This is a genomic window from Arthrobacter sp. Soil761, assembly GCF_001428325.1.
Taxonomy (GTDB): Bacteria; Actinomycetota; Actinomycetes; order Actinomycetales; family Micrococcaceae; genus Arthrobacter.
The window spans coordinates 46,950-68,640 of sequence record NZ_LMSF01000005.1; the positions used below are offsets into that span (position 1 = coordinate 46,950).

Consider the following 21,691-nt stretch of genomic DNA (forward strand, 5'->3'; position numbering starts at 1 on the left):
GGAACTGGCAGGCCGTGGCGCGGGCCACAGGCACTACTTTGCCTTAGATCCAATGTCCTGTCAAAAGTTTGTACTGACATACTTACAACTAGAGTTGCCGGGCGCCCCTGTCCCAATATTGCGGGTGCCGGAACTACTTTTTAGCGACGGCCAACTCTCCCGTGCGTGCTGCGCGCAGCCGAAGCCGAAGGACCAGCCACCGGGCACTGTTTTCCACGTAGCCGGAATCCCTGAAGACGCGGGTCTTGAATCGTCACCCTGGGACTCTTATGCTTAAACAACCTAAAGGTTGATAAACCTGGAGGTTGATTAGAAACGGGCAGGCAATGAACCCTGAAAGTGCGGCATTGGACTCGGCCTTCATGGCCCTGGCAGATCCCGTGCGGAGGAGCATCATCGCCCGGCTCAGCCGGGGCCCGGCAACAGTGAACGAATTGGCAGAACCGTTCGAGATCTCCAAGCAGGCGGTCTCGAAACACATCCAGGTACTCGAGCAGGCCGCGCTGGTGACCCGAAGCAGGGATGCACAGCGCAGGCCCGTCCACCTGAACCCGGCGCGGCTTGAGGAGCTGACCGCCTGGATTGACCGGTACCGGTTGGTCCGCGAAGGCCAGTTCCGCAGCCTCGACGCCGTTCTTAGGTCAAACGCTGCGGACAGCGGCGAAAAATCCTCCAAGGAGTCATGATGAGCAATTCCCTGAAACTCAGCGTTCCTGAGGGCGTCCCCTTCATCGATTACGAGCGCGAGTTTGATTTCCCGGTGGCGGACGTGTTCCGCGCCCACAAAGAACCGGACCTGATTGTCCAGTGGCTGGGCCCGCGGGGCTTGAAGATGGAGATCGACCATTACGATTTCCGCACCGGCGGCAGTTACCGCTACCTGCACACAGGACCGGACGGCGTGGCCTACGAGTTCAAGGGCATCTTCCACACCGTCCGGGACAACGAATTCGCCATCCAGACCTTTGAGTTCGGCGGATACCCGGACGTGGTCAGCCTGGACTTCATGACGTTTGAGGACCTGGGCAACGGAAGGGCCCGGTTGCGGGGCCATTCCGTCTACCCAAGCCAGGAGGCGCGCGACGGCATGGCCCAGTCCGGGATGGAGGGCGGCCTGAGCGAGGGCTACGAACGGCTGGAGGAATTGCTGGCCGGGGCGCGGGTCTGAGCCAGGGCGAGGGCTTCGTCCAGCACGCGGCCAAGGTTGGCGGCGTCGTGCGCAAAACGGCCCAGGAAGAGTCCGTCCGCTGCGGGAAGCTGCGGCAGCAGCCCTGGCCCGGCGCTGCCGCCATAGATCAGGGGGCAGTCCGGGCCCAGTGCGGCCCGGAGCAGGGTCAACACGGAGTTGATGTGCTGCGGCGGGGCGGGTGCAGGAGCACCGATAGCCCATACAGGTTCGTAGGCCAGGACCAGGCAGCTTAGGAGGCTGGGGTCGCCGCCAGTAGCGGCGTGGACCTGCCGCACGCAAAAGTCGGCGGCAGCACCGGCGTCGAGCCTGTCCGGCTCACCGATGCAAAGCAGCGGGGTAAGGGAACTGTCGACGGCGGCACGCACCTTGCGTGCCACCACGGCGTCGTCCTCGGCGAACAGGCTGCGGCGTTCCGCGTGGCCGATCTCGACGAGCTGGACGCCCAGTTCGGCCAGCATGCCGGGGCTGACTTCCCCGGTGAGGGGCCCGTCCCCCCAGGCGCAGTTCTGGGCGCCGAGCAGGACCGGTGAGCCGGCCAGGATCCGTGTGGCCGGCTCCAGGACGGGGAAGGAAGGGATGACGAAGACCCGGACCGGTGCGTCCTTGGCGGAATGCGCACCCAGCCCGGGCCTTTCGTCCACAACGGAGCGCACCTCCGACAGCCAGCGCAGGCTTGCCTGGTAACCCAGGTACATTTTGGTGCTGACGCCGATGTGGACGGTGCCGTTGCCTGTGCTGCTGCCGGAGGTGCGCATGAAGTTCCTTGCGGTGTGTTGTGACGGGCTCAGTCGAGCAGGTCGTCGGCCTTGTTCTTGAACCGCTTGGTGGCGTACATCATTGCGGCGGCCACGAAGGGCAGGACGCCCAGGGCGTACACACCCATGGATCCGGTGGGCGAGTGCGTGGCCTCGTTGACGGCGGTCCGCAGGATCGGGGCCACAAAGCCGCCCAGGTTGCCCAGCGAGTTGATCAGGCCGATGCCCGCCGCTGCTGCGGATCCGGCGAGGAACGCGGTTGGGTAGGACCAGACCACCGGACCGACGGCGAGGAAGCTGCAGACTGCCAGGGTTATGAAGATCATGCCCAGGACCGGCTGGTGGTTGGTTCCCGCCCAGGCCGAGCCGAAGATGCACAGGCCGGTGGAGAGAAACAGGATGGTGCCGAACTTCCGCCGCTTGGCAACGGTGTTAGCCGCCCGGCCGATGAAGTAGCAGGAGAAGATGCCGAAGAACCACGGGACCGCGATCAGCAGGCCGACGGCGAGGCCCACTTTCTGCCCGGTCAGGGACGACACCTGCTGCGGCAGGAAGAACGTCACGCCATAGACGGCGATCTGCAGGCAGAAGTAGATGGCGGTGAAGTACCAGACCCGGCCGTTGCGCATGGCGGCGGGGATGCCGCGGGGGCCGGTCTGGTCCTTGATGTTGTCCTCCAGTGCCATGACTTCCTTGAGCGCGTACTTCTCCTCCCGGCTGAGGAACTTGGCCTTTTCAGGACCGTTGATCAGGAAGAAGAAGGCGGCGATGCCGGCCAGGACTGCGAGCAGGCCCTCGACGAAGAACATGACCTGCCAGCCGCGCAGGCCCGGCACCTGGTCGCCGATGTTGATCAGCCAGCCGGAGAGGGGGTTGCCGATCATCTGGGAGAACGGCTGGGCCAGGTAGAAGATGGCGAACATCTGGACGCGCACCTTGTTGGGGAACCATTCGGCCAGGTACATGATCACGCCGGGGAACAGGCCGGCCTCGGTCACGCCGAGGAGGAAACGCAGGATCACGAACGAGGTCTCGCCCTGGACGAAGGCGAAGCACGCCGAAACGATGCCCCAGGTGATGGCGATGCGCGCCAGCCAGATCTTGGCGCCGACCTTCTTGAGCAGCAGGTTGCTGGGGATCTCGAAGATCGCGTAGCCAATGAAGAAGATGCCGGCGCCCAGGGCGAAGGCTGCGGCGGACACTCCTTTGTCCGCCCCGAGGGCCGCCTCGGCAAAGCCGACGTTGGTGCGGTCCAGGAACGAAACGACGTACAGGATGACCAGCATCGGCATGAGCCGGCGGGCCGCCTTGAAGATCGCGGACTTCAGGACCGGACGGGCCAGAAGTTCCTTGGATGTTGCGGTGGTTTCGGACACAACACTCTCCTTCGAGTGGTGACGTGGTGGTTTCCGCGGGCCGGCGGCCCGCATGTTGGTGGTGGCTCCGGTCTTCGTGATGCGAAGGGAAACGGAGCCCGTCAGTGCATGTACAGTCCGCCGTCGACGTTCAGCGTCTGGCCGGAGATATACCCGGCGTCCTCGCCAATCAGGAAATGGATGGCGGCAGCGATGTCGCGCGTGTTGCCCACGCGGTTCACCACCAGGTCCTTGACCAGCTCGTCCTTGCGTTCCTCGCTCAGGGTGCCGCCCATGATGTCGGTGTCGATCGGCCCGGGCGAGATGGCGTTGACAGTGATGTCGTACTCCCCCAGTTCACGGGCGGTGGCGCGGGTCAGGCCGATGACGCCGGCCTTGGCCACGGAGTACGGGGTCTTGCTGAAGGTTCCGCCACCGCGCTGGGCGGAGACGGAGGAAATGTTCACAATCCGGCCCAGCTGGTTCTTGACCATCGATTCGGCCGCACGGCGGGTGGCGTAGTGGACGCCGTTCAAGTTGATGCTGAGTACCCGGTCCCATTCGGCGGCGTCCAGTTCCAGGTACGGCACCGGGGAGCTGACGCCCGCGATGTTGGCCAGGGCCACCAGCTGCGGAAGTTCGGCTTCGATCTCGTCGATGGCCGCCCGGACCGACGCTTCGTTGCTGACGTCTGCGCCTGCTCCGTGGGCCTTGATTCCGTACTTTTCGGCCAGCTCCTTGGCCACGGCCTTGGTGGCGGCGTCATCGATGTCGATCACGCCGATGTTCCAGCCGCGCTCTGCCAGGTAGTCTGCGGTGGCCCGGCCGATGCCGCGTTCGGAGACAGCGCCGGTAACGATCACCGTGCGGTCTGTGGGAAATGCTGTCATGGAGGTGTTCCTTCGGATCAGGAAAGCGGGGCAGGGCCCAGCTCTTCGATGAGCTTCTGCATGGCGACGTACGCCTTGTTCCGGTAGGCAACCAGGGCTGCGGTCCGGTCTGCGGGGACGTCAAGGAAGCCGGAACCGGTCTTGGTGCCCAGCTGGCCGGCGTCGACCTTTTCCTGCAGGATCTTGGGTGTGGCGAACCGCTCCGGGAACCCGGTCTGGAGGGACTTGTAGCAGAACGCATATACGTCCAGGCCCGCCATGTCGGCGATCGCAAACGGCCCGAAGAACGGCAGCCGGAAGCCGAAGGTGGTGCGCACCAGGGTGTCCACGTCCTCCGCGGTGGCGATGCCTTCTTCCACCACTTGGGCTGCCTCGTGGAACAGGGCGTACTGGAGCCGGTTGAGCACGAAGCCGGTCACGTCCTTGACGGTGGCTGTTTCCTTGCCGGTCTCCCCCACGATGGTGCGGGCCGCCTGGATGGTGGCCTCGGAGGTGCCCTCGTGCGGGATGACTTCCACGCCGGGAATGAATGGTGCCGGGTTGGAGAAGTGGACGCCCAGGAAGCGCTCCGGGTTGTCCACCACCTCGGCCAGCTTGGCGATGGAAATGGTGGAGGTGTTGGAACCAATGATGGCCTCGGGGCGGGCGGCGGCGCTGATCCTGCCCAGGGTGGCGTGCTTGATCTCCAGGATTTCCGGCACTGCCTCCTCGATGTACTCGGCGCCGGCCACGGCTTCTTCGATGTCCTTGGCTGCCCAGAGGTTTTCCTTGAGCAGGTCGGTGGCGTTGTCCGGGAACAGGCCGGCGGCGACGAACTCGTCGGACTCCTTCAGGAGCCGCTCGTAGTTGCTTTGCGCGATTTCAGCGGAGACGTCGGCGAGTGCCACGCGGGCTCCTGCGAGTGCCAGGACCTGGGCGATCCCGCCGCCCATATAGCCTGAGCCGACGACGGCGATGTTGCGGTTGCTCATTTGTCTTCAAGTCCTTCCGACGCGTCCTCGTAGGAGGAGATTGCGTCTACTTTTGCCGCGGATGCGGAGTTTTCATCGAAGCGGTGGTCAAGCCACTCGCCCACCAGTTTCTTGGCCAGTTCCAGGCCGATGACGCGCTGGCCCATGGTCAGCACCTGGGCGTTGTTGGACAGCACGGAACGCTCCACTGAGTAGCTGTCGTGTGCGGTGACGGCCCGGATGCCGGGAACCTTGTTGGCCGAGATGGCCACGCCGAGGCCGGTTCCGCAGATCAGCAGGGCACGGTCCGCCTCTCCGGCTGCGACCTTGCGGGCTGCGGCGACGGCAAGGTGCGGATAGGCAGTAGCGTCGTCGGCGCCCACGCCCACGTCCTCCACCGAGGCGACCCGGGGGTCTGCCTCCAGCATCTCGCGCAGCGCGTTCTTGTATTCGACGCCGGCTTCGTCATTGCCGACGACGATGCGCCAGCCTTGCTGGGTGTGTTCGGTCATGCGATTCTCCTTAGTGGCTTTCGATGGTGGCGGCGTACTCGGCCACCCTGCGGGCAATGAGGCCGAACGAAACGGCGCCGGGATCCGGGTGGCCCAGGCTCTTCTCGGCCAACGGGCGCGCCCGGCCTTTCCTGGGGCTGAGTCCGGCAGTCGCGTCAGCGGCCTCGGCGGCGGCCTCCGCTGCCGCACGAAGGCTGCCGGCCAGGCTGCCGCCGTCGTCAATTGCTTTGGTGAAGGTCTCGGCGAACGGAAGGAGCGCGTCCACCATGGTCTTGTCTCCCGCCTCGGCCTTGCCCAAGGTGACAATGGCGTCGCGGAGGGCATTGACGGCCGCCGCTGCGTCGGCCGCGGTGTAGGCGTCCTTGCTGCCCAGGGTCCTGCCGACGGCGGTGACCGCCGCGCCCCAAAGGGCCCCGGAGGTACCGCCGGCACGCTCGGCCCACTGCTCCCCCGCCGCCGCGAGCACTTCCTCCAGGCCGGCACCGCCGGCATGGGACTTCTCCGCGGCAGCAACGGCAGCATCCACTCCGCGGCGCATTCCGATGCCGTGGTCGCCGTCCCCGGCGATGGCATCCAGCTTCCCGAGTGCCTCCTCGTGTTCGACGACGACGGACCGGGCTTCCTTCAACACTCCCACCGCCGTGGCAGCCAGCGCGGTGGACGCCGGCGTGGCGGCCAGCCCCGGCGTCGTGGCCGCCTCGGCCAGGGACTCGACGGCCCGGGCCCGGCGCGGGGCCAGGTTGCCCTTGCGGAAGGCGGGGGTGTCAGCCGGCGCGGCCCAGAACTTCTCCAGTTCCGCATCCAGCCAGAACAGCGTCAATGACAGGCCGGACATGTCCAGGCTGGTCACCAGTTCACCGCACTCCGGCTCAACGATCTCGAGTCCGGCAGCGGTGAGCAGAGCCTCGATCTTGCCGAACAACAGGAAGAGTTCGTCGTACTTGACTGTTCCCAGTCCGTTGAGGATGGGCACTAACCGGCGGCCTGCGGTTTCCGGCTTGTCCTTCAAAAGCCCGTCCACCAACAGCTTGGCCAGTTCACTGGCACTGGGCAGGGGCAGGTCTGAAATCCCCGGTTCGCCGTGAATGCCCAGTCCCACGGACATCATGCCTTCCGGCACGGTGAAGAGGGGCTCGGATGCTCCGGGGAGGGTGCAGCCGGCGAACGCCACGCCCAGCGAACGGGTGTGGTGGTTGGCCTTGATGGCAAGCCGCTCCACCTCATCCAGGTCCAGCCCGGCCTCTGCCGCCGCGCCGGCAACCTTGAAGACCGTCAGGTCGCCGGCGATGCCGCGGCGCTTGCCGATCTCCTCGAGGGGCGCGCTGGCGATGTCGTCAGTCACCAGGACGGTGCGGGTTTCGATGCCCTCAGCGTTCAGCTTCTCCTGGGCCTGGCCGAAGTGGAGCACATCGCCGGCGTAGTTGCCGTAGCTCAGGAGGACGCCGCCGCCGGTCTGGGATGCCTTGGCCACGCGGTACACCTGCCCGGCGGAGGGGGAAGCGAACATGTTGCCGCAGGCGCTTCCGGCGGCGAGCCCTGCCCCCACCAGGCCGGCGAAGGCGGGGTAATGGCCGGAACCGCCGCCAATGACCACTGCCACCTGGCCCTCTGGTGTTTCGGTGGAACGGACAACGCCGCCGTCGACTCGCGCCACATACTTGCGGTTGGCGGCCACGAAACCGTCGAGGGCGTCGTCTGCGAACTGCGCTGGATCGTCAAATATCTTTGTCATGATTCCTCGTTGAACCGGTTGGATCGGTTGGGAAGCCTGCCGTGGCTTAGCGTGCGGGGACAGCCGCCGGGGCCTGCCGGCCCTGCGCTACCATGCTGGTGCCCAGGGTGTAGCCATCGCGCTTGGGCAGGACCTGGCGGCGCAGGTAGTCCTGGTTGGCGGCGGTGACGCTCAGGCCGTCGCCGCCGTAGTGCTCGGTGCAGATGATGCCCTGGAAGCCCACCGAGATGGCGAACTGGAAGGCCTCGCGGTAGCTGATGAGGCCGGATTCCATGGGCGCCGGCATGGCGACGTAGTGGTTCCGGGCCTGGTCCTCGTCGCGGATGTAGTTCTTGACGTGCCAGTAGTTGGAGTAGGGCAGCGTCTTGTGCACCAGTTCGCGCCAGTCTTCGATGGGGCGGTGCAGGCGGATCAGGTTGCCCAGGTCGGGGTTCAGTCCAACGTTGGGCAGGTCGACGTCCTGGACGAGCTGCACGGAGGAGTCAGCAGTGCCGAGGTACGTGTCCTCGTACATCTCCAGGGACACCAGGAGGCCGAGTTCAGCGGCGTGCTTGCCGACCTCCCGGATGCGGGTGACGGCGTTGTTCCAGGTTTCCTTGTCCGCTACCGGGTCCTTGTGGCCTTCAACGGTCCAGAACCAGAGCTGTTTCTGCTGCTCCGGGGTGATGGCCTGGTGCAGGCCGATGGAGACGACCTCGCAACCGAGCTGCGCAGCGGCGTCGATGGTCCGGTGGGTGTAGGCCAGGTTTTCCTCCCACTTGCCTTCCTCAATCACGCTGCGGCGGATGGCGGAGATGGAGGGAAGCCCGAGGCCGGCGGCACTGGCCGCGGCCTTCAGTTCGTCCAGACGGGCGCTTGAGAGATCGCCCGGCCGCACCCAGCTGTCGGTGAGGTCGGCGTTGCTGAAGCCGGCGTCTGCGACTTCTTCAAAGACCTGCTGCCAGTCGCTGGCGGGGGCCTCCTGGGCGGTGGTCCCGTCCGGCCTTGTTCCCGGGAACTGCAGCAGGGCAGCAGCGATGGGCCAGTTTTCAGCGGTGTACGGCATTGTCACTCCAAATTTAGAATCGCATTTCCTATAGGATCTACGCTATTCGAGGCCCTGTCAAGGGCCTCTCTGTTCCTCCCGGGCGGAGGTTGGTGAAAAAGTCGGGCCATATTGGGCCCATGGGCGTGCGTGCTAGCTGCGCACTTCGCTGTCGTGCTGCGAGCGCTGCTTGACGCCTTCGATGTGGTCGATCATTTTCTGCCGGGCAAGATCGGCGTCGCCGGTCTCGAAGGCTTTGAGGATCTCGGTGTGCTCGGCAATGGCGTAGTCGGCATCGGTCACGCCCAGGCCGCCAAAGAAGCGGAAGCGCTGCACCTGCCCGCCCAGGGCGTTATATGCGGACAGCAGGAACTGGTTGTCAGCGGACTCGGCGATGAGCCGGTGGAACCGTTCATCGGCTTCCCAGTAGGCGCGGAACTCCGTGAAGGATGGACCGCGCGGGGCTGCCTTGAGGTCCTCGATGGCCTGCTCCAGCTGCCCGGTCAGTTCCGCGTCAGCATGCTTGCAGGCCATGAAGGCATTGGCCGGTTCGATCACCAGGCGGGCGTCCATCAGGTCGGCCAGTTCTTCCGGGGAGAACAGCGGTGCCACACGGTAGCCGCGCAGGGCCATCCTCCGCACCATCCCGGTCGCTTCCAGCCGGGCGAGCGCTTCGCGCACCGGCGTCGGGGAAACGTCCAGCTCCCTGGCCATCCCGTCGATGCTGACCGGGGTTCCCGCCTCCAGCCGGCCGTCCATCAGGGCAACAAGAAGCGCTTCGTAAACGTGGTCGGCGAGGACCTGCCTGCTCACGCCGCCGGAGGCCTGGTTCTTGGTTGCCATGTAGAAATCCTATAGCCGGAAAATGTGCGGGAGCGCGTGGGATGGGGTGTCCCCGGACACGTCCCGCTGGTGCCGTACGGCCGGTAGGCAGCACTGCACCAGCGGAAACCGGTGGTCAGGAAACCTGCAGGCCGCCGTTGATGTCGTAGGTGGCGGCAGTAATGTAGCCGGCGTCCTCGCTGAGCAGGAATGCGATCAGCGCCGCCACTTCCTCCCGGGTTCCCACCCGCCCCATCATGATGCCCTCGGACATCTGGGCCTTGCGCTCGTCCGTCAACGTTCCGCCCATGATGTCAGTGTCGATCGGACCGGGGGCGATGGCGTTCACGGTGATGTTGTGTTCACCCACTTCACGGGCCAGCGCACGGGTGAAACCGAGGATGCCGGCTTTCGAGGCGCTGTAGGCCACCTTGGAGTAGGTGCCGCCGCCACGCTGGGCCGAGATGGAGGAGATGCTGACGATCCTCCCGAGTTCGCGCTCGATCATGCCCCTGAGGACCCGCTGGGAAACAAGGAAGGTGCCGCGCATGTTGATGGCGAAGACCTTGTCCCATTCCGCCACCGTGGTCTCCATGAAGGGGGTGGGTGAGCTGATTCCGGCCAGGTTGACCAGTCCGACGATGGGCGGAAGCGCCTCCTCAATTTCCGTGATGGCGCGGTCAACCGATCCCTCGTCGGAGACGTCGGCGCCCACGCCGATGGCCTTGACGGCACGGCTGGAGCCGATTTCGGCAGCCGCGGCCTTCGCGTCTTCGGCATTGATGTCCAGGATGGCGATGGACCAGCCCTCGCTGGCCAGCCGGTCAGCGGTTGCCCGGCCAATGCCGCGGGCAGATGCTGCCCCGGTGAGGACAGCGGTGCGCTCTGCGGGGAAGGTGTGCTGTGTAGTCATTGATGCGTCCTAGTGGGTTTCGGCGGCAGGAACTGTGACCCCGGGGGCGGAGACACCCTCCGGCCGCTTGCGTGCGTAAAGGTAGGTGGCGGCGGCGGTCACGGCGAGGCAGGCGGCCAGGAAGACCAGCCCGCTCTGGCTGTTTCCGGTGGCGTCCTTGAGGATGCCCACGATGTAGGGCGCCACGAAGCCGCCCAGGTTGCCAAGGGAGTTGACCATGGCGAGGCCGGCGGCGGCTGCAGCACCGGTGAGGGCTGCGGAGGGCATGGCAAGGAACGGCGCGATGGCGGAGTAGATGCCCATGGCCGCGAGGGTCAGGAACACCATGGCGAGCACGGCATTGACCGGCAGCAGGTAGCCTGCGCCCAAGAGGCCGACGGCGGCGAGCACCATGCTCATGCTGGCATGCCATACCCGGTTGCCGGTGCGGTCCGAGCGCTTGCTCCAGAAGTAGACGAAGACGGCAGCGATGGCGTACGGGATAAAGACGATGAAGCCCACCTGGGTCGAGTCGAACTTGCCCAGCGCCTTGACGATGGTGGGCAGCCAGAGGCCCAGGCCGTAGATGCCGCATACCAGGCCGAAGTACAGGGCCGAGTATGCGATGGTGCGGGGGTCCTTCAATCCGGCAAGGAAGTTGTGGTTGCCGGACTTCTGCTTGTGGGCCAGTTCGGCGCTCATGGTGTTGGAGAGCCACTCACGCTCTTCCGGCTTGAGCCACTTGGCGTGTTCGGGCCGGTCCGTCATGACGAAGGGGGTGATGATGCCCAACAGGATGGCGGGAATGCCTTCCAGGATGTAGAGCCACTGCCAGCCGTGCAGGCCTGCCACGCCCTCCAGGTTCAGGAGCATGCCGGACACCGGGGCGCCGAGGGCGTTGGAGATGGGCTGGGCCAGGATGAAGATGCCCAGCACCGTCACGCGCTGCGCCGCGGGGAACCACAGGGTCAGGTAGAAGAGGATGGCCGGGAAGAAGCCTGCCTCGGCGGCTCCGAGGAGGAAGCGGATGATGTAGAACGTCGCTTCACCGTTCACCAGGAACATGGCGGTGGCAAAGATGCCCCAGCTGATGAGGATGCGGGCGATCCACTTGCGGGCGCCATAGCGGTACATGCCGCCGTTCGACGGGATCTCAAGCAGTGCGTAGCCGAGGAAGAAGATGCCGGCGCCCAGGCCGTAGGCGGCCTCGGTCAGTCCGATGTCCCCCTGCATGCCGAGCTTGGCGAAACCAACGTTGTTCCGGTCCAGGTAGGCAATGAAGTACAGGAGGACGATCAGGGGCATGAGCCTCCGACGAACCTTGCGGAGGGTGGTCTCGCCCAACTCGCTGAGAGCGGGGGCAGCAGCACGGGAGGTCATCGCAGGCCTCCCAGGGTGGTGTGGGGACCCTCGAAAAGGGAATGCGCGCGCATGACGACTCCTTTGGCTGGCGGCATTTTTTGGGGGTGATATCAGATGTCTGATGTCTGTATGAGATTCTAATCACAGGGGACGGGAGCGTCAACACGGCTGCGGACGCGCCCTGGTGGGGATGCCGCTGACAGGGAATACCCCGATGGGACGGGCCCGGACAGGCGGCTAGCGGGCCGCGGCTCCGCTACGGCTGGACACGGCAAGGTAGTGCTCGTAATCCTCGAAAGTCTGGGTAATATGTGCATCCATGGTGGAGCGGGCGGTGGCCGGGTCTCCGGCGGCGATGGCGGCCAGGACCATCTTGTGGTGGTGGATGGCGTGCCGCTGCACGTCGGGGAACGCCGAGGTTTCGCGCCGCATGGCGTACAGCAGGGTGGACAGCTGGCCCAGCAGGGCCGGCACGAACGGGTTGCCGGACGCGCGCAGAACGGTGTCGTGGAAGGCGATGTCTGCCACGGTCAGCGCGTCCACGTCGCCGGCATGGTGGGCCGCTTCCATCTGCTCCACGCTGTCCTGCAGCGCGGCGAGGTCAGCCGGCCGGTGCCGGGAGGCAGCGAGTTCGGCCGCGCCGGTCTCCACCATGCGGCGGACCTCGAGCAAACGGAGTGCCACCTGGTCCGAGGCCACTCCCCTGGAGGCTGCGCGCATGATGGCGTCCAGTCCGGTCCAGCGCTCGGGCGGGTTGACGAAGGTGCCCAGGCCGCGCCGGACGTACACCACGTCCTGCGCTTTCAATACCTTCATGGCCTCGCGGGCCGTCAGCCTGCTGACACCGGACTCCTTGGCGATATCCGCTTCAGGCGGCAGGGCGTCGTCGGCCTTGATCTCTCCGCTGAGGATGTGCTCAAGGACTTTGTCGACGACGGCGTCGACCAGGGTCGGTCGCTTCTCTGCCATCCGTCATCCCCTGCCTGCGCGCGCAAGGCGCCCTGATTTTCCTTCCTCAACATTACTCGACGCACTCGGGCGCGCGCTGCCCGCCGTCGTCGTGCGTCAAACAGTCAGGTGGGTTAAACAGCAAACGCGGGGCCGCCCTGCCGGCCCCCAAAGGGGAACCGGGCCGGGTGGCCCCGCGTTGTGCAGGACTGCTAGAGGGCTGCGTAGACCTCACGGAGCAGCTTGGCTGTCTCGGACGGCGTCTTGCCGACCTTGACACCGGCAGCCTCGAGGGCTTCCTTCTTGGCCTGGGCGGTACCGGCGGAACCGGAGACGATGGCACCTGCGTGGCCCATGGTCTTGCCTTCGGGCGCGGTGAAGCCGGCCACATAGCCGACGACCGGCTTGGTGACGTTGGCCTTGATGAAGTCGGCTGCACGCTCTTCGGCGTCGCCGCCGATTTCGCCGATCATCACGATGGCCTTGGTCTCGGGGTCAGCCTCGAACGCGGCCAGGGCGTCGATGTGCGTGGTGCCGATGATGGGGTCGCCGCCGATGCCGATGGCGGTGGAGAAGCCCAGGTCGCGCAGTTCGTACATCATCTGGTAGGTCAGGGTACCCGACTTGGAAACCAGGCCGATGGGGCCCTTGCCGGTGATGTTGGCCGGGGTGATGCCAACCAGCGCTTCGCCGGGGGTGATGATGCCGGGGCAGTTCGGGCCGATGATGCGGGTGACCTGGTTGCCGTCGGCATCCACCTTGGACTGGGCCAGGGCCCAGAATTCGGCGGAGTCCTGGACGGGGACGCCTTCGGTGATGACCACGACCAGGCCGATGCCGGCCTCGATGGCTTCCACAACGGCGTTCTTGGTGAATGCCGGCGGCACGAAGACGATGGAGACGTCGGCGCCGGTTTCCGCCATGGCTTCCTTGACGGTGCCGTAGACGTTGATTTCCTTGTCGCCGTGCAGGACCGTGGTGCCGGCCTTGCGGGCGTTGACGCCGCCGACGATGTTGGTGCCCGCCTTAAGCATCAGCGCGGTGTGCTTGGTGCCTTCGCCGCCGGTGATGCCCTGGACGATGACCTTGGAGTCCTTGTTCAGATAGATAGACATGGTGCGTCCCTTTACTTAGCTGCGTTGGCGAGCTCGGCGGCCTTGTCGGCGCCCTCGTCCATGGTGGCGGCCAGGGTTACCAGCGGGTGGTTGGCCTCGGTGAGGATGCGGCGGCCTTCCTCGACGTTGTTGCCGTCAAGGCGGACTACCAGCGGCTTGTTGGCGGAGTGGCCCAGCTCGGCCAGCGCGCCAACGATGCCCTTGGCGACGGCGTCGCACGCGGTGATGCCACCGAAGACGTTGACGAACACGGACTTGACCTGCTCGTCACCCAGGATGACGTCCAGGCCTGCGGCCATGACCTCTGCGGAGGCTCCGCCGCCGATGTCCAGGAAGTTGGCGGGCTTGACGTTGCCGTGGTTCTCGCCGGCGTAGGCCACGACGTCGAGGGTGGACATGACCAGGCCGGCGCCGTTGCCGATGATGCCTACTTCGCCGTCGAGCTTGACGTAGTTGAGGTCCTGCGCCTTTGCCTTGGCCTCAAGCGGGTCCGCTGCGTCCTTGTCCTCGAGCTGCGCGTGCTTCGGGTGGCGGAAGTCGGCGTTCTCGTCGAGGGAAACCTTGCCATCGAGGGCCAGGATGTCACCGTTGCCGGTCTTGACCAGCGGGTTGACCTCCACCAGGGTGGCGTCTTCCTTCTTGAAGACGTCCCAGAGCTTCAGGATGACGCCGGCCACCTGGCCGCGGAGTTCCTCGGCGAAGCCTGCAGCTGCGACGATCTCGTCCGCCTTGGCCTGGTCGATGCCCACGGCGGGGTCGATGGCAATCTTGGCCAGCGCTTCGGGGCGTTCGACGGCGAGCTGTTCGATTTCCATGCCGCCCTCAACCGAGCACATGGCCAGGTAGTTGCGGTTGGCCCGGTCCAGCAGGACGGAGAAGTAGTATTCCTCGGCGATGTCCGCACCCTGGGCAATCATCACCTTGTTAACGGTGTGGCCCTTGATGTCCATGCCCAGGATGTTGGTGGCGTGCTCAAACGCTTCGTCGGCGGACTTTGCCACCTTGACGCCGCCGGCCTTGCCGCGGCCGCCTACCTTGACCTGTGCCTTGACAACGGTTACGCCGCCGATCTTCTCGGCGGCTGCCTTTGCTTCTTCTGGGGTGTACGCCACGATGCCGGCAAGCACGGGTACACCGTGCGCCTCGAACATATCGCGCGCCTGGTATTCAAACAGGTCCACGGTTTAGTGTCCTTCTACGTCGAAGTAGTTTCTGTACAGTCGGACACCATCCGAAAAGACGATGACCGGGCTGCGGATTGCACGCACCGGCGGCCTGTCTGGAAACGAGCCACGCGGCGTAATGCTCCATGGGGAACTCTAGTCCTTTGGAGGGACCGGGCCGTCCCAGACTACCTCTTATGTGAGTAAGCACACTATTCTATGGAGCGTAGAAAAACCGCGGATTTACGGGGTTTTTGGGCCCTCTGCCTGCGGGGATGCACTGCTTTTGGCGGGGCCCGGGACCAGTTCGTAACGTTCGGGGGAGATGAAGAATCCCACGCCGGCGGAGACGTTTCCGCACGCCACGCCGCCGTTGTAGGCGGAACAGCGCAGCCCGTTCCGTTCGAGGTTCTGACCGTCCGCAAGCACAGGCAGCTGGGCCAGCGGGCCGGCCTTGGTCCCCTTGGGTCCGTAGGCCGCTTCCATCGACGTGACGCCGGAGCGGCATTCGCCGTAGCGTGCACTGTCCGGGGCCAGCAGGGCCACGCCGCCCAGGTAGCCCAGGTGGGTTCCGGCGCAGTCATCCCTAACGTCCCCGGGTTGGGGAGGCTGATAGGTGGCCAGCTCGCAGTGGGCCACCGGGACAATGGGCAGCTTGTTGTTGGCAGCGTCGCCGTAGCGGTTCTGCTGGTACGGCAGGTTCACGTGGTCCCCGCGCGCGGACGTCAATGAACAGGCGATGGTGCGGTCCGCGGTGATGAAGGAGAGGACGTCGCCACCGCTGGAGTATGTCTTGGCGTCGGCCAAGGGCGCCTTTTCCAGTTGTTCCATGGGCGGCAGCGGGGCCGGTGGAACGTAGGAGGGGTCCTTGGTGGTCACGCTGCATCCCGTGGCGGTGACAGCAATGAGGAGGAGAAGGGCGGCGAGCATCCCCCAGACATTCCGTCGCATGGGCTCCATTATGCCCGGCCGGGGGCGGCTTAGGCGTCGAGCTTGGTCAGCGGCGCGTACCGCAGCAACAGGCGCTTCTCGCCGACGTCGAACTTCACCTTGGCCACGGTCTTGTCCCCCACTCCTTCAAGCGCCAGGACCGTGCCGTTGCCGAAGCTGGTGTGGTTGACCTTGTCTCCCACGCTGACGGCGATGATTTCCTTTTGCGGCTGCACCCGGTTCTTGGCGATGAACGCCGGAACGTCGGCGTTGAATCCCGCCGAGGAGTCCGCTGCCGCGCCACGGGCAGTGCCGGCGCCCCAGAAGGACCCGCTGTAGCGGCCGGACCCGATGGAACCGCCGCCCCAGCCGCCGGCCTGCCTGCTGGTTCCTTCACGCTTCCATTCCAGGAGCTCCGCCGGGATTTCCTCGAGGAACTGGCTGGCGGGGTTGTACTGGCTCTGGCCCCACATGCTGCGCACCTCGGACCGGGTCACGTAGAGCCGCTTGCGGGCACGGGTCAGTCCCACGTACGCCAGGCGTCGTTCCTCGGCCAGTTCCTTGGGGTCGGTGGCGGAGCGCTGGTGCGGGAAGAGGCCGTGCTCCATGCCGGTCAGGAAGACCACGGGGAATTCCAGGCCCTTGGCCGTGTGCAGGGTCATGAGGGTCACCACGCCCAGCCGTTTGGCCTCGGCGACGGCGGCGTCGATGTCCGCACCGGGAGCATCCGGGATCTGGTCGGCGTCCGCTACCAGGGAGACCTGTTCCAGGAACGCGCCAAGGCTTCCTTCCGGGTTCTCCTGCTCGTACTCGCGAACTACGGCCACGAGTTCAGCCAGGTTCTCCACGCGGGACTCGTCCTGCGGATCGGTGCTGGATCGCAGCGCGGCAAGGTAGCCCGTCTGTTCCAGCACGGCTTCCAGGGCGGCGGCCGCTCCGGATCCGGAGGCAACCTCGGCCAGGTCGTCCAGCATCTTCACGAAGCCCAGGACGGCGTTGACGGACCGGGTGGCCATGCCGGGCGCCTGGTCGGCGCGGCGGGCCGCCTCCATGAACGACGTCCGCTCACGCTGGGCCAGGGCCGCGACGGCGCCTTCGGCGCGGTCGCCGATGCCGCGTTTGGGCTCATTCAATACACGGCGGAGGTTGACGTCGTCATCCGGGTTGACCAGGACGCGCAGGTACGCCAGGGCGTCCTTGATTTCCTTCCGCTCGTAAAAGCGGGTGCCGCCCACCACCTTGTACGGCAGGCCCACGCGCACCAGGACGTCTTCGATGGAGCGGGACTGGGCGTTGGTCCGGTAGAAGATGGCAACATCGCCGGGGCGCAGGTTTTCCTCGTCCTGGAGCCGGTCGATCTCCTTGGCAATGAACTGCGCTTCGTCGTGTTCATTTTCGCCGACGTAGCCGATGATCTTGTGGCCTTCGCCCTCGGCGGTCCACAACCGTTTTTCCGGACGGTTGGGGTTGCGGGAGATGACCGAGTTCGCCGCGCTCAGGATGTTTTGGGTGGAGCGGTAGTTCTGCTCCAGCTTGATGGTGCGGGCCTCCGGGTAGTCCTTTTCGAACTCCACGATGTTCCGGATGTCCGCCCCCCGGAAGGCGTAGATGGACTGGTCCGAGTCACCCACCACGGTGAGTTCCGACGCGCCCGGGCCCTCCCCCACGATTTCCCGCACCAGGGCGTACTGGGCGTGGTTGGTGTCCTGGTATTCGTCCACCAGCACGTGGCGGAACCGGCGGCGGTAGGACTCGGCGAGCGCGGGGAAGGCACGGAACATGTAGACGGTCTCGGCGATCAGGTCGTCGAAGTCCATGGCGTTGGCCTGCCGGAGGCGCTGGGTGTAGCCCTTGTAAACGTCCGCGACCGCATGTTCGAAGGGGTCGTTGTAATTGGCTGCCGAGGCAAAGGAATCGGCGTCGATGAGCTCGTTCTTCAACGCCGAGATCTTGTGCTGGATGGCCTTGGGCGCAAACTTTTTGGGGTCCAGGTCCAGGGCCTTGGAGACCTGGGTGACCAGCCGCAGGGAGTCGGCGGAGTCGTAGATGGAGAAATTGGATTTCAGGCCGACGTTGGCCGCTTCCTGCCGCAGGATCCGCACGCAGGAGGAATGGAACGTGGAGATCCACATGATCTTGGCGCGTCCGCCCACCAGCGCCTCTATGCGCTCCCGCATTTCCGCGGCGGCCTTGTTGGTGAAGGTGATGGCCAGGATTTCGCCGTGGTGGGCACGGCCGGTGGCGATCAGGTACGCGATCCTGTTGCTGAGCACCCGGGTCTTTCCGGATCCGGCACCGGCGACGATCAGCAGCGCCGGCCCGGCATGCTTGACCGCTTCCTCCTGCTGGGGGTTCAGCCCCTCCAGCAGCTGGGCAGCGTCCGGGCGGTGGCTGCCTTGGTGCCGGCCGCCGTCGTGCCTGTCCGTGCTGTTCCGGTCCGGGTGGTGCCGGTCCCCGTTGTTCTGCTGCCAGCCGGCCTGGCTGCCCGGCATTCCGCCGGGCCCGGCCGTGGTGGCAACGCCTTCCGGCCCCGTCCTGGTGCGGGCGGTGGCGGCAGGAGCGGCCTTGAACGGTCCGTCAGAGTACGGGTCAAACAACATATCCATGGTGCATACAAGTCTAGGCGGTGGGACCGACAACGCCTTCCAGCCTGTGGATTACTGCCGCTGACCCGTGAACCAGTGCCGGCAACCGCCTCAGGCCACCGAGCCTGACTGAAGGGCTGCACGCAACTCCTGAACCGCCGTCGTTCCTCCTGCCAGGAACCACTCCAGCCCGTTGACGCGGACTGTGTCCACGGCGCCCCCCGCCGCCCGGACGATCGCCTTGCCCGGCAGCCAGTCCCATTCCGGGCAGCTGTGCTGGAACCAGCACCCCAGCTGCCCGTCTGCGACACGGCCCAGGTCGCAGGACCCGGACCCCAGCATGCGGAGGGACGCAGCGGAGGTGGCGGCCGCGTGCCAGGGCATGGCGCACATGGGATCCATCAGCCAGGTGGGGTGGATGTAGGTGGCGGCCCCAAGCTCGGCGACGCTGGTGGCGTTGCGTTTGCCGCCGTCGTCGTTGAAACCGGTGAGGAGGCCACCGTTCAGGGTGGCGGCCCGGTCACGGCCGCCAAGCCACAGTTTGTCCTCCTCCGGCTGGAAGACGGCGCCCAGCAGCACATCATCGCGGTCCTTCAGGGCAATGGCGGAACACCAGTAGGTGGATCCGTGCAGGAAGTTGTAGGTGCCGTCCACGGGGTCGATCACCCAGGTACGGCCGCTGGTTCCCTGGACGGAGGCGCCTTCCTCGCCCAGGATGCCGTCATCCGGCCGGCAACGCTGGAGCTGCTCCAGCACGTAGGCCTCGGCGGCGTGGTCCGCCGCCGTCACCACGTCCGAGACGGAGGTCTTTTGTTCCGACTGCAGGCCGGCCATGCGCATGAGGAGCGCCAGTTGCCCGGCTTCGCGGACCAGCGCGGCCGCCAGTTCGTAGTCGTCCAGTGCGGGATCAAGAACAGCTGCGCTGTGTCGGCCAGTGGTCATGGCTTCAGTTTATGGGGCGGGATAATGGTGCCATGGCCAAAACCCCTGCCCAGAGGATCAAGAAGCACGGCGACAAAGCGGTTGTGCCGCAGCACCACCTTCCACCTGTGGTGAACCCCACCACGGCGCGGACGCCGCAGAAGGCTCAGGGCAACAGCAACCTGATTGTGGTTGCCGGCGTGGTGGCAAGCCTGTTCCTGTTCTGGTACCTGCACCTGCTGACCCTGGACCAGCTCACCCAGCTCACCAAGGGCCTGGCTATGCCCGATTCGCTGGTGGGCGGGTTCGATCCCGGCTACATCGGCCGCCTGCAGGCAGCGATGGACGGCGATGCCCTGGGCCAGCTGAACTATGTCCACAAGACCGCGGGGACCCTCTTCCCGCTGATCTTCGGCTTCACGTGGCTGCTGCTCATCGGGACCAATGTGGCACGGAAGGGGCTGCGCTGGGCGTTGTGGGCCTTGCCCATGCTGTTCGTTGTGGTCCGGTTGTGGGGGAACGTGGCCATAGACGCCATGATGGCCTCGGAAGGTCCCGACGCCGGCCAGGTTGCCCTGGCGTCCGGCCTCACGGTTGCCGGGTGGGTGCTTTTGGTCCTGAGCCTCCTGGCCGGGGCCGCAGCTGTATTCCTGAACAGCCGGAAACGGAACGAGACCTAGCCGGCAGTTACCCGGGCCGCCGCAGCCGCTGCCCGCTGTTCCTTCCGGTGCCGGTGCACCCGCTGTGCAATGACAAGCCCGGCGGCGGCCATGCCCACTGTCACGGGGTACCCCATGAGCCGCTCCAGCGTCCCGGGCTCGGGAACCATCATGCGGGTAAGCCCGCCGGTTGCCACCGCGGCCAGTGACACGCCGCCGCAGGCCACCAGGAACCACGCCATCCCGGTCTTCCGGAGCCACAGGAGTCCCAGGACCAGCAGGGCCGCACCACCCGTCACGAAGTACGTGACGGCGCCGGCATAATGCCAGGGTGAGCCGGCGTCCTCCGGGACCAGGCCCACAACCACCGTCCCTGCCCCGGCAGCTCCGGTGAGCAGCCGGACCGCGGCGGCCGCGAGCCAGGGTCCCCTGCGGCCCCAGCCGACCCTGGTCCCGGGGCGGGCACCCACGCGCAGCAGCCCGGACGTCAGCATCACCGCCCCCACCAGCAGGCCAAGGCCCTGGACCACGAACGAGGCATTCATCAGCCAGTTCAGGGGTGAGCAGACGTCCCGGCCTGAGAACGTCCCGCAGTGGAGGGCACCGAGGTCACTGATGTACCCGGTCCGCAGGTCGTAGGGACGGGGTCCGGCCCACGCCATGGCCACGGCTGCCTCCGCGGCGAAATACTGCAGCACGCTCAGGATTGCCCAGGCCCCGATGTACTGCCGGGTGGACGCAACGTTCGGAATGAAGGCGGCGGCGGGAGCGGCAGTGGGGGCTGGACTCATGCCATGAGCGTAGTACGGCCCGGCACCTTGTATGCTTGTAACCGTGTCCGGACGGACCGGCCCCGCCGAACCACCGGATGCCCGCCCTCGTAGCTCAGTGGATAGAGCACGGCTCTCCTAAAGCCGGTGTCGTTGGTTCGATTCCAATCGAGGGCACTTGAACTCCCGTGTCCCGGAGCCCAGCCTCCGCGCCTACCTCCTGGGCAACCAGCCGGCCGGCGCCGCAAGCCACGACACCCACCCGGGCCGCTGGCTGGTGGAGCGCGACCTGCTGGACAGGTCGGAGGGCACCCGCGGAACCTTTTCCGGCGTCGTCCTTTTCATCCCCACGGACGACGGCGGCCTGGCCCTTCGCGAGGAAGGCACCATGCGCTGGCCTGCTTTTTCCGGCCCCGCCTCACGCGAGTACCTGCTGCGGACCACCGGGCGCCCTGACGCGCTGGACTTCTTCTTCCCCGATGGCCGCCCCTTCCACCGGATGAGCTTCACGCCGGAAGCCAACCTGGACAGCCACTGGTGTGATCCCGACACCTACCGGGTGACCTACACCTTGGAGGGCCCTGACCACTTCAGCTACAGCTGGGATGTCACCGGTCCGCGCAAGGACCTGCTGCTGACTTCACACCTGGTGCGGACGCAGGCACCGGCATGAAACACCGCATCGTGGTTTCCGCCGTCTGCGTGTTCGACCACACCGGCCGCCTGCTGACCGTGCGGAAGCGCGGCACCACCATGTTCATGCACCCGGGCGGCAAGCCGGAACCGGGCGAGACAGCTGTGCAGGCCGCAGCCCGGGAGCTTGAGGAAGAAGTGGGCATCACCATCGACCCGCGCGAATTGGTGTTGATGGGCGTGTGGATCGCCGACGCAGCCAACGAGGCCGCCACTGACATTGAAGCCACCGTCTATACCGCTCCGGGCACCTGGTCAGCACACCCTTCAGCTGAGATTGCCGAGATCCGCTGGCTGGACCTGGACGTCCTGGCTTCCGGCGCCGGACAGGCCCGGGACCTGGCGCCACTGCTGACGGACCACATCCTGCCCCTGCTGGCCGCCCGGGCAGTCCCGGGAGCCGCGCAGGCTTAGCTGATCAACC

22 protein-coding genes and 1 tRNA gene are annotated in these 21,691 nt (G+C 66.1%); 6 read left to right on the forward strand and 17 right to left on the reverse strand.

Features of this window, described 5'->3' with window-relative positions; translation table 11 throughout:
- Positions 1-326: 326 nt before the first annotated feature.
- Both ASG79_RS05425 and ASG79_RS05430 read left to right on the forward strand, forming a co-directional pair.
- The gene (locus ASG79_RS05425; protein ID WP_056389079.1) at positions 327-686 is read left to right on the forward strand and encodes an ArsR/SmtB family transcription factor; all 360 of its coding nucleotides are present in this window, start codon (positions 327-329) and stop codon (positions 684-686) included.
- Complete coding sequence (locus ASG79_RS05430) at positions 686-1,168, forward strand: SRPBCC family protein (RefSeq protein ID WP_056389081.1); 483 nt, start codon at positions 686-688, stop codon at positions 1,166-1,168. The genes ASG79_RS05425 and ASG79_RS05430 overlap by 1 nt, the downstream gene beginning before the upstream one ends.
- Here ASG79_RS05430 and ASG79_RS05435 read toward each other — a convergent pair.
- From ASG79_RS05435 to ASG79_RS05510, 16 genes are all read right to left on the reverse strand, one after another.
- On the reverse strand, positions 1,126-1,944 hold the full coding sequence (locus ASG79_RS05435) for a triose-phosphate isomerase family protein (RefSeq protein WP_056389084.1): 819 nt from the start codon (positions 1,942-1,944) through the stop codon (positions 1,126-1,128). The genes ASG79_RS05430 and ASG79_RS05435 overlap by 43 nt on opposite strands.
- Before the next feature lie 29 nt (positions 1,945-1,973).
- A complete protein-coding gene (locus tag ASG79_RS05440) occupies positions 1,974-3,320 on the reverse strand; it encodes an MFS transporter (protein ID WP_056389087.1) in 1,347 nt (448 codons plus the stop codon).
- 101 nt (positions 3,321-3,421) lie between these two features.
- Positions 3,422-4,189, reverse strand: coding sequence for an SDR family NAD(P)-dependent oxidoreductase (locus ASG79_RS05445; RefSeq protein ID WP_018769581.1), 768 nt, complete (start codon positions 4,187-4,189; stop codon positions 3,422-3,424).
- A 17-nt stretch (positions 4,190-4,206) separates the two neighbouring features.
- Positions 4,207-5,160 (reverse strand): 3-hydroxyacyl-CoA dehydrogenase family protein, encoded by a 954-nt coding sequence (locus tag ASG79_RS05450; protein WP_056389088.1) that lies wholly within the window; start codon positions 5,158-5,160, stop codon positions 4,207-4,209.
- Positions 5,157-5,651, reverse strand: a complete 495-nt coding sequence (locus tag ASG79_RS05455; protein ID WP_018769579.1) for a ribose-5-phosphate isomerase — start codon at positions 5,649-5,651, stop codon at positions 5,157-5,159. The genes ASG79_RS05450 and ASG79_RS05455 overlap by 4 nt, the downstream gene beginning before the upstream one ends.
- Before the next feature lie 10 nt (positions 5,652-5,661).
- Complete coding sequence (gene dhaL / locus ASG79_RS05460) at positions 5,662-7,383, reverse strand: dihydroxyacetone kinase subunit DhaL (RefSeq protein ID WP_056389091.1); 1,722 nt, start codon at positions 7,381-7,383, stop codon at positions 5,662-5,664.
- Positions 7,384-7,429: 46 nt separating this feature from the next.
- Positions 7,430-8,428 carry a sugar phosphate isomerase/epimerase family protein gene (locus ASG79_RS05465; protein WP_018769577.1) on the reverse strand — a complete coding sequence of 333 codons (999 nt, stop codon included), beginning with the start codon at positions 8,426-8,428 and terminating at the stop codon, positions 7,430-7,432.
- Positions 8,429-8,560: 132 nt separating this feature from the next.
- Positions 8,561-9,250: a GntR family transcriptional regulator gene (locus ASG79_RS05470; RefSeq protein ID WP_056389095.1), complete on the reverse strand. Its 690-nt coding sequence runs from the start codon at positions 9,248-9,250 to the stop codon at positions 8,561-8,563.
- Between the two features lie 115 nt (positions 9,251-9,365).
- On the reverse strand, positions 9,366-10,142 hold the full coding sequence (locus ASG79_RS05475; protein ID WP_056389098.1) for an SDR family NAD(P)-dependent oxidoreductase: 777 nt from the start codon (positions 10,140-10,142) through the stop codon (positions 9,366-9,368).
- A 9-nt stretch (positions 10,143-10,151) separates the two neighbouring features.
- Entirely contained in the window at positions 10,152-11,501 is a 1,350-nt protein-coding gene (locus ASG79_RS05480) for an MFS transporter (RefSeq protein ID WP_026265817.1), read from the reverse strand.
- Between the two features lie 219 nt (positions 11,502-11,720).
- Positions 11,721-12,452, reverse strand: a complete 732-nt coding sequence (locus ASG79_RS05485) for a FadR/GntR family transcriptional regulator (protein WP_018769573.1) — start codon at positions 12,450-12,452, stop codon at positions 11,721-11,723.
- Between the two features lie 191 nt (positions 12,453-12,643).
- The gene (sucD, locus tag ASG79_RS05490) at positions 12,644-13,546 is read right to left on the reverse strand and encodes a succinate--CoA ligase subunit alpha (protein ID WP_018769572.1); all 903 of its coding nucleotides are present in this window, start codon (positions 13,544-13,546) and stop codon (positions 12,644-12,646) included.
- Between the two features lie 11 nt (positions 13,547-13,557).
- Positions 13,558-14,727 (reverse strand): ADP-forming succinate--CoA ligase subunit beta, encoded by a 1,170-nt coding sequence (gene sucC, locus ASG79_RS05495; RefSeq protein ID WP_018769571.1) that lies wholly within the window; start codon positions 14,725-14,727, stop codon positions 13,558-13,560.
- A 225-nt stretch (positions 14,728-14,952) separates the two neighbouring features.
- Positions 14,953-15,669 (reverse strand): hypothetical protein, encoded by a 717-nt coding sequence (locus ASG79_RS05500; RefSeq protein ID WP_026265816.1) that lies wholly within the window; start codon positions 15,667-15,669, stop codon positions 14,953-14,955.
- A gap of 20 nt (positions 15,670-15,689) precedes the next feature.
- Positions 15,690-18,245: a DNA helicase PcrA gene (pcrA, locus tag ASG79_RS05505; protein WP_082581686.1), complete on the reverse strand. Its 2,556-nt coding sequence runs from the start codon at positions 18,243-18,245 to the stop codon at positions 15,690-15,692.
- A gap of 90 nt (positions 18,246-18,335) precedes the next feature.
- Complete coding sequence (locus ASG79_RS05510; protein ID WP_056389107.1) at positions 18,336-19,166, reverse strand: inositol monophosphatase family protein; 831 nt, start codon at positions 19,164-19,166, stop codon at positions 18,336-18,338.
- A 32-nt stretch (positions 19,167-19,198) separates the two neighbouring features.
- Between ASG79_RS05510 and ASG79_RS05515 the strand changes: the two genes are divergently transcribed.
- Positions 19,199-19,825: a hypothetical protein gene (locus ASG79_RS05515; RefSeq protein ID WP_056389110.1), complete on the forward strand. Its 627-nt coding sequence runs from the start codon at positions 19,199-19,201 to the stop codon at positions 19,823-19,825.
- Here ASG79_RS05515 and ASG79_RS05520 read toward each other — a convergent pair.
- Entirely contained in the window at positions 19,822-20,595 is a 774-nt protein-coding gene (locus ASG79_RS05520) for a DUF998 domain-containing protein (protein ID WP_056389113.1), read from the reverse strand. The genes ASG79_RS05515 and ASG79_RS05520 overlap by 4 nt on opposite strands.
- Positions 20,596-20,678: 83 nt before the next feature.
- Between ASG79_RS05520 and ASG79_RS05525 the strand changes: the two genes are divergently transcribed.
- From ASG79_RS05525 to ASG79_RS05535, 3 genes are all read left to right on the forward strand, one after another.
- Positions 20,679-20,751: transfer RNA gene (locus ASG79_RS05525), tRNA-Arg, on the forward strand.
- Position 20,752: 1 nt separating this feature from the next.
- Positions 20,753-21,247: a DUF6314 family protein gene (locus ASG79_RS05530; RefSeq protein WP_018769565.1), complete on the forward strand. Its 495-nt coding sequence runs from the start codon at positions 20,753-20,755 to the stop codon at positions 21,245-21,247.
- Positions 21,244-21,681, forward strand: a complete 438-nt coding sequence (locus ASG79_RS05535; protein WP_018769564.1) for an NUDIX hydrolase — start codon at positions 21,244-21,246, stop codon at positions 21,679-21,681. The genes ASG79_RS05530 and ASG79_RS05535 overlap by 4 nt, the downstream gene beginning before the upstream one ends.
- The last annotated feature ends 10 nt before the right edge of the window (positions 21,682-21,691 follow it).

Bases quoted from the DNA above. Each gene is read 5' to 3' on its own strand.
- ASG79_RS05425 (WP_056389079.1), top strand. From the start codon at position 327: ATGAACCCTGAAAGTGCGGCATTGGACTCGGCCTTCATGGCCCTGGCA.
- ASG79_RS05430 (WP_056389081.1), top strand. From the start codon at position 686: ATGAGCAATTCCCTGAAACTCAGCGTTCCTGAGGGCGTCCCCTTCATC.
- ASG79_RS05435 (WP_056389084.1), bottom strand. From the start codon at position 1,944: ATGCGCACCTCCGGCAGCAGCACAGGCAACGGCACCGTCCACATCGGC.
- ASG79_RS05445 (WP_018769581.1), bottom strand. From the start codon at position 4,189: ATGACAGCATTTCCCACAGACCGCACGGTGATCGTTACCGGCGCTGTC.
- ASG79_RS05450 (WP_056389088.1), bottom strand. From the start codon at position 5,160: ATGAGCAACCGCAACATCGCCGTCGTCGGCTCAGGCTATATGGGCGGC.
- ASG79_RS05455 (WP_018769579.1), bottom strand. From the start codon at position 5,651: ATGACCGAACACACCCAGCAAGGCTGGCGCATCGTCGTCGGCAATGAC.
- dhaL (WP_056389091.1), bottom strand. From the start codon at position 7,383: ATGACAAAGATATTTGACGATCCAGCGCAGTTCGCAGACGACGCCCTC.
- ASG79_RS05465 (WP_018769577.1), bottom strand. From the start codon at position 8,428: ATGCCGTACACCGCTGAAAACTGGCCCATCGCTGCTGCCCTGCTGCAG.
- ASG79_RS05470 (WP_056389095.1), bottom strand. From the start codon at position 9,250: ATGGCAACCAAGAACCAGGCCTCCGGCGGCGTGAGCAGGCAGGTCCTC.
- ASG79_RS05475 (WP_056389098.1), bottom strand. From the start codon at position 10,142: ATGACTACACAGCACACCTTCCCCGCAGAGCGCACCGCTGTCCTCACC.
- ASG79_RS05480 (WP_026265817.1), bottom strand. From the start codon at position 11,501: ATGACCTCCCGTGCTGCTGCCCCCGCTCTCAGCGAGTTGGGCGAGACC.
- ASG79_RS05485 (WP_018769573.1), bottom strand. From the start codon at position 12,452: ATGGCAGAGAAGCGACCGACCCTGGTCGACGCCGTCGTCGACAAAGTC.
- sucD (WP_018769572.1), bottom strand. From the start codon at position 13,546: ATGTCTATCTATCTGAACAAGGACTCCAAGGTCATCGTCCAGGGCATC.
- ASG79_RS05500 (WP_026265816.1), bottom strand. From the start codon at position 15,669: ATGGAGCCCATGCGACGGAATGTCTGGGGGATGCTCGCCGCCCTTCTC.
- pcrA (WP_082581686.1), bottom strand. From the start codon at position 18,245: ATGGATATGTTGTTTGACCCGTACTCTGACGGACCGTTCAAGGCCGCT.
- ASG79_RS05510 (WP_056389107.1), bottom strand. From the start codon at position 19,166: ATGACCACTGGCCGACACAGCGCAGCTGTTCTTGATCCCGCACTGGAC.
- ASG79_RS05515 (WP_056389110.1), top strand. From the start codon at position 19,199: ATGGCCAAAACCCCTGCCCAGAGGATCAAGAAGCACGGCGACAAAGCG.
- ASG79_RS05520 (WP_056389113.1), bottom strand. From the start codon at position 20,595: ATGAGTCCAGCCCCCACTGCCGCTCCCGCCGCCGCCTTCATTCCGAAC.
- ASG79_RS05535 (WP_018769564.1), top strand. From the start codon at position 21,244: ATGAAACACCGCATCGTGGTTTCCGCCGTCTGCGTGTTCGACCACACC.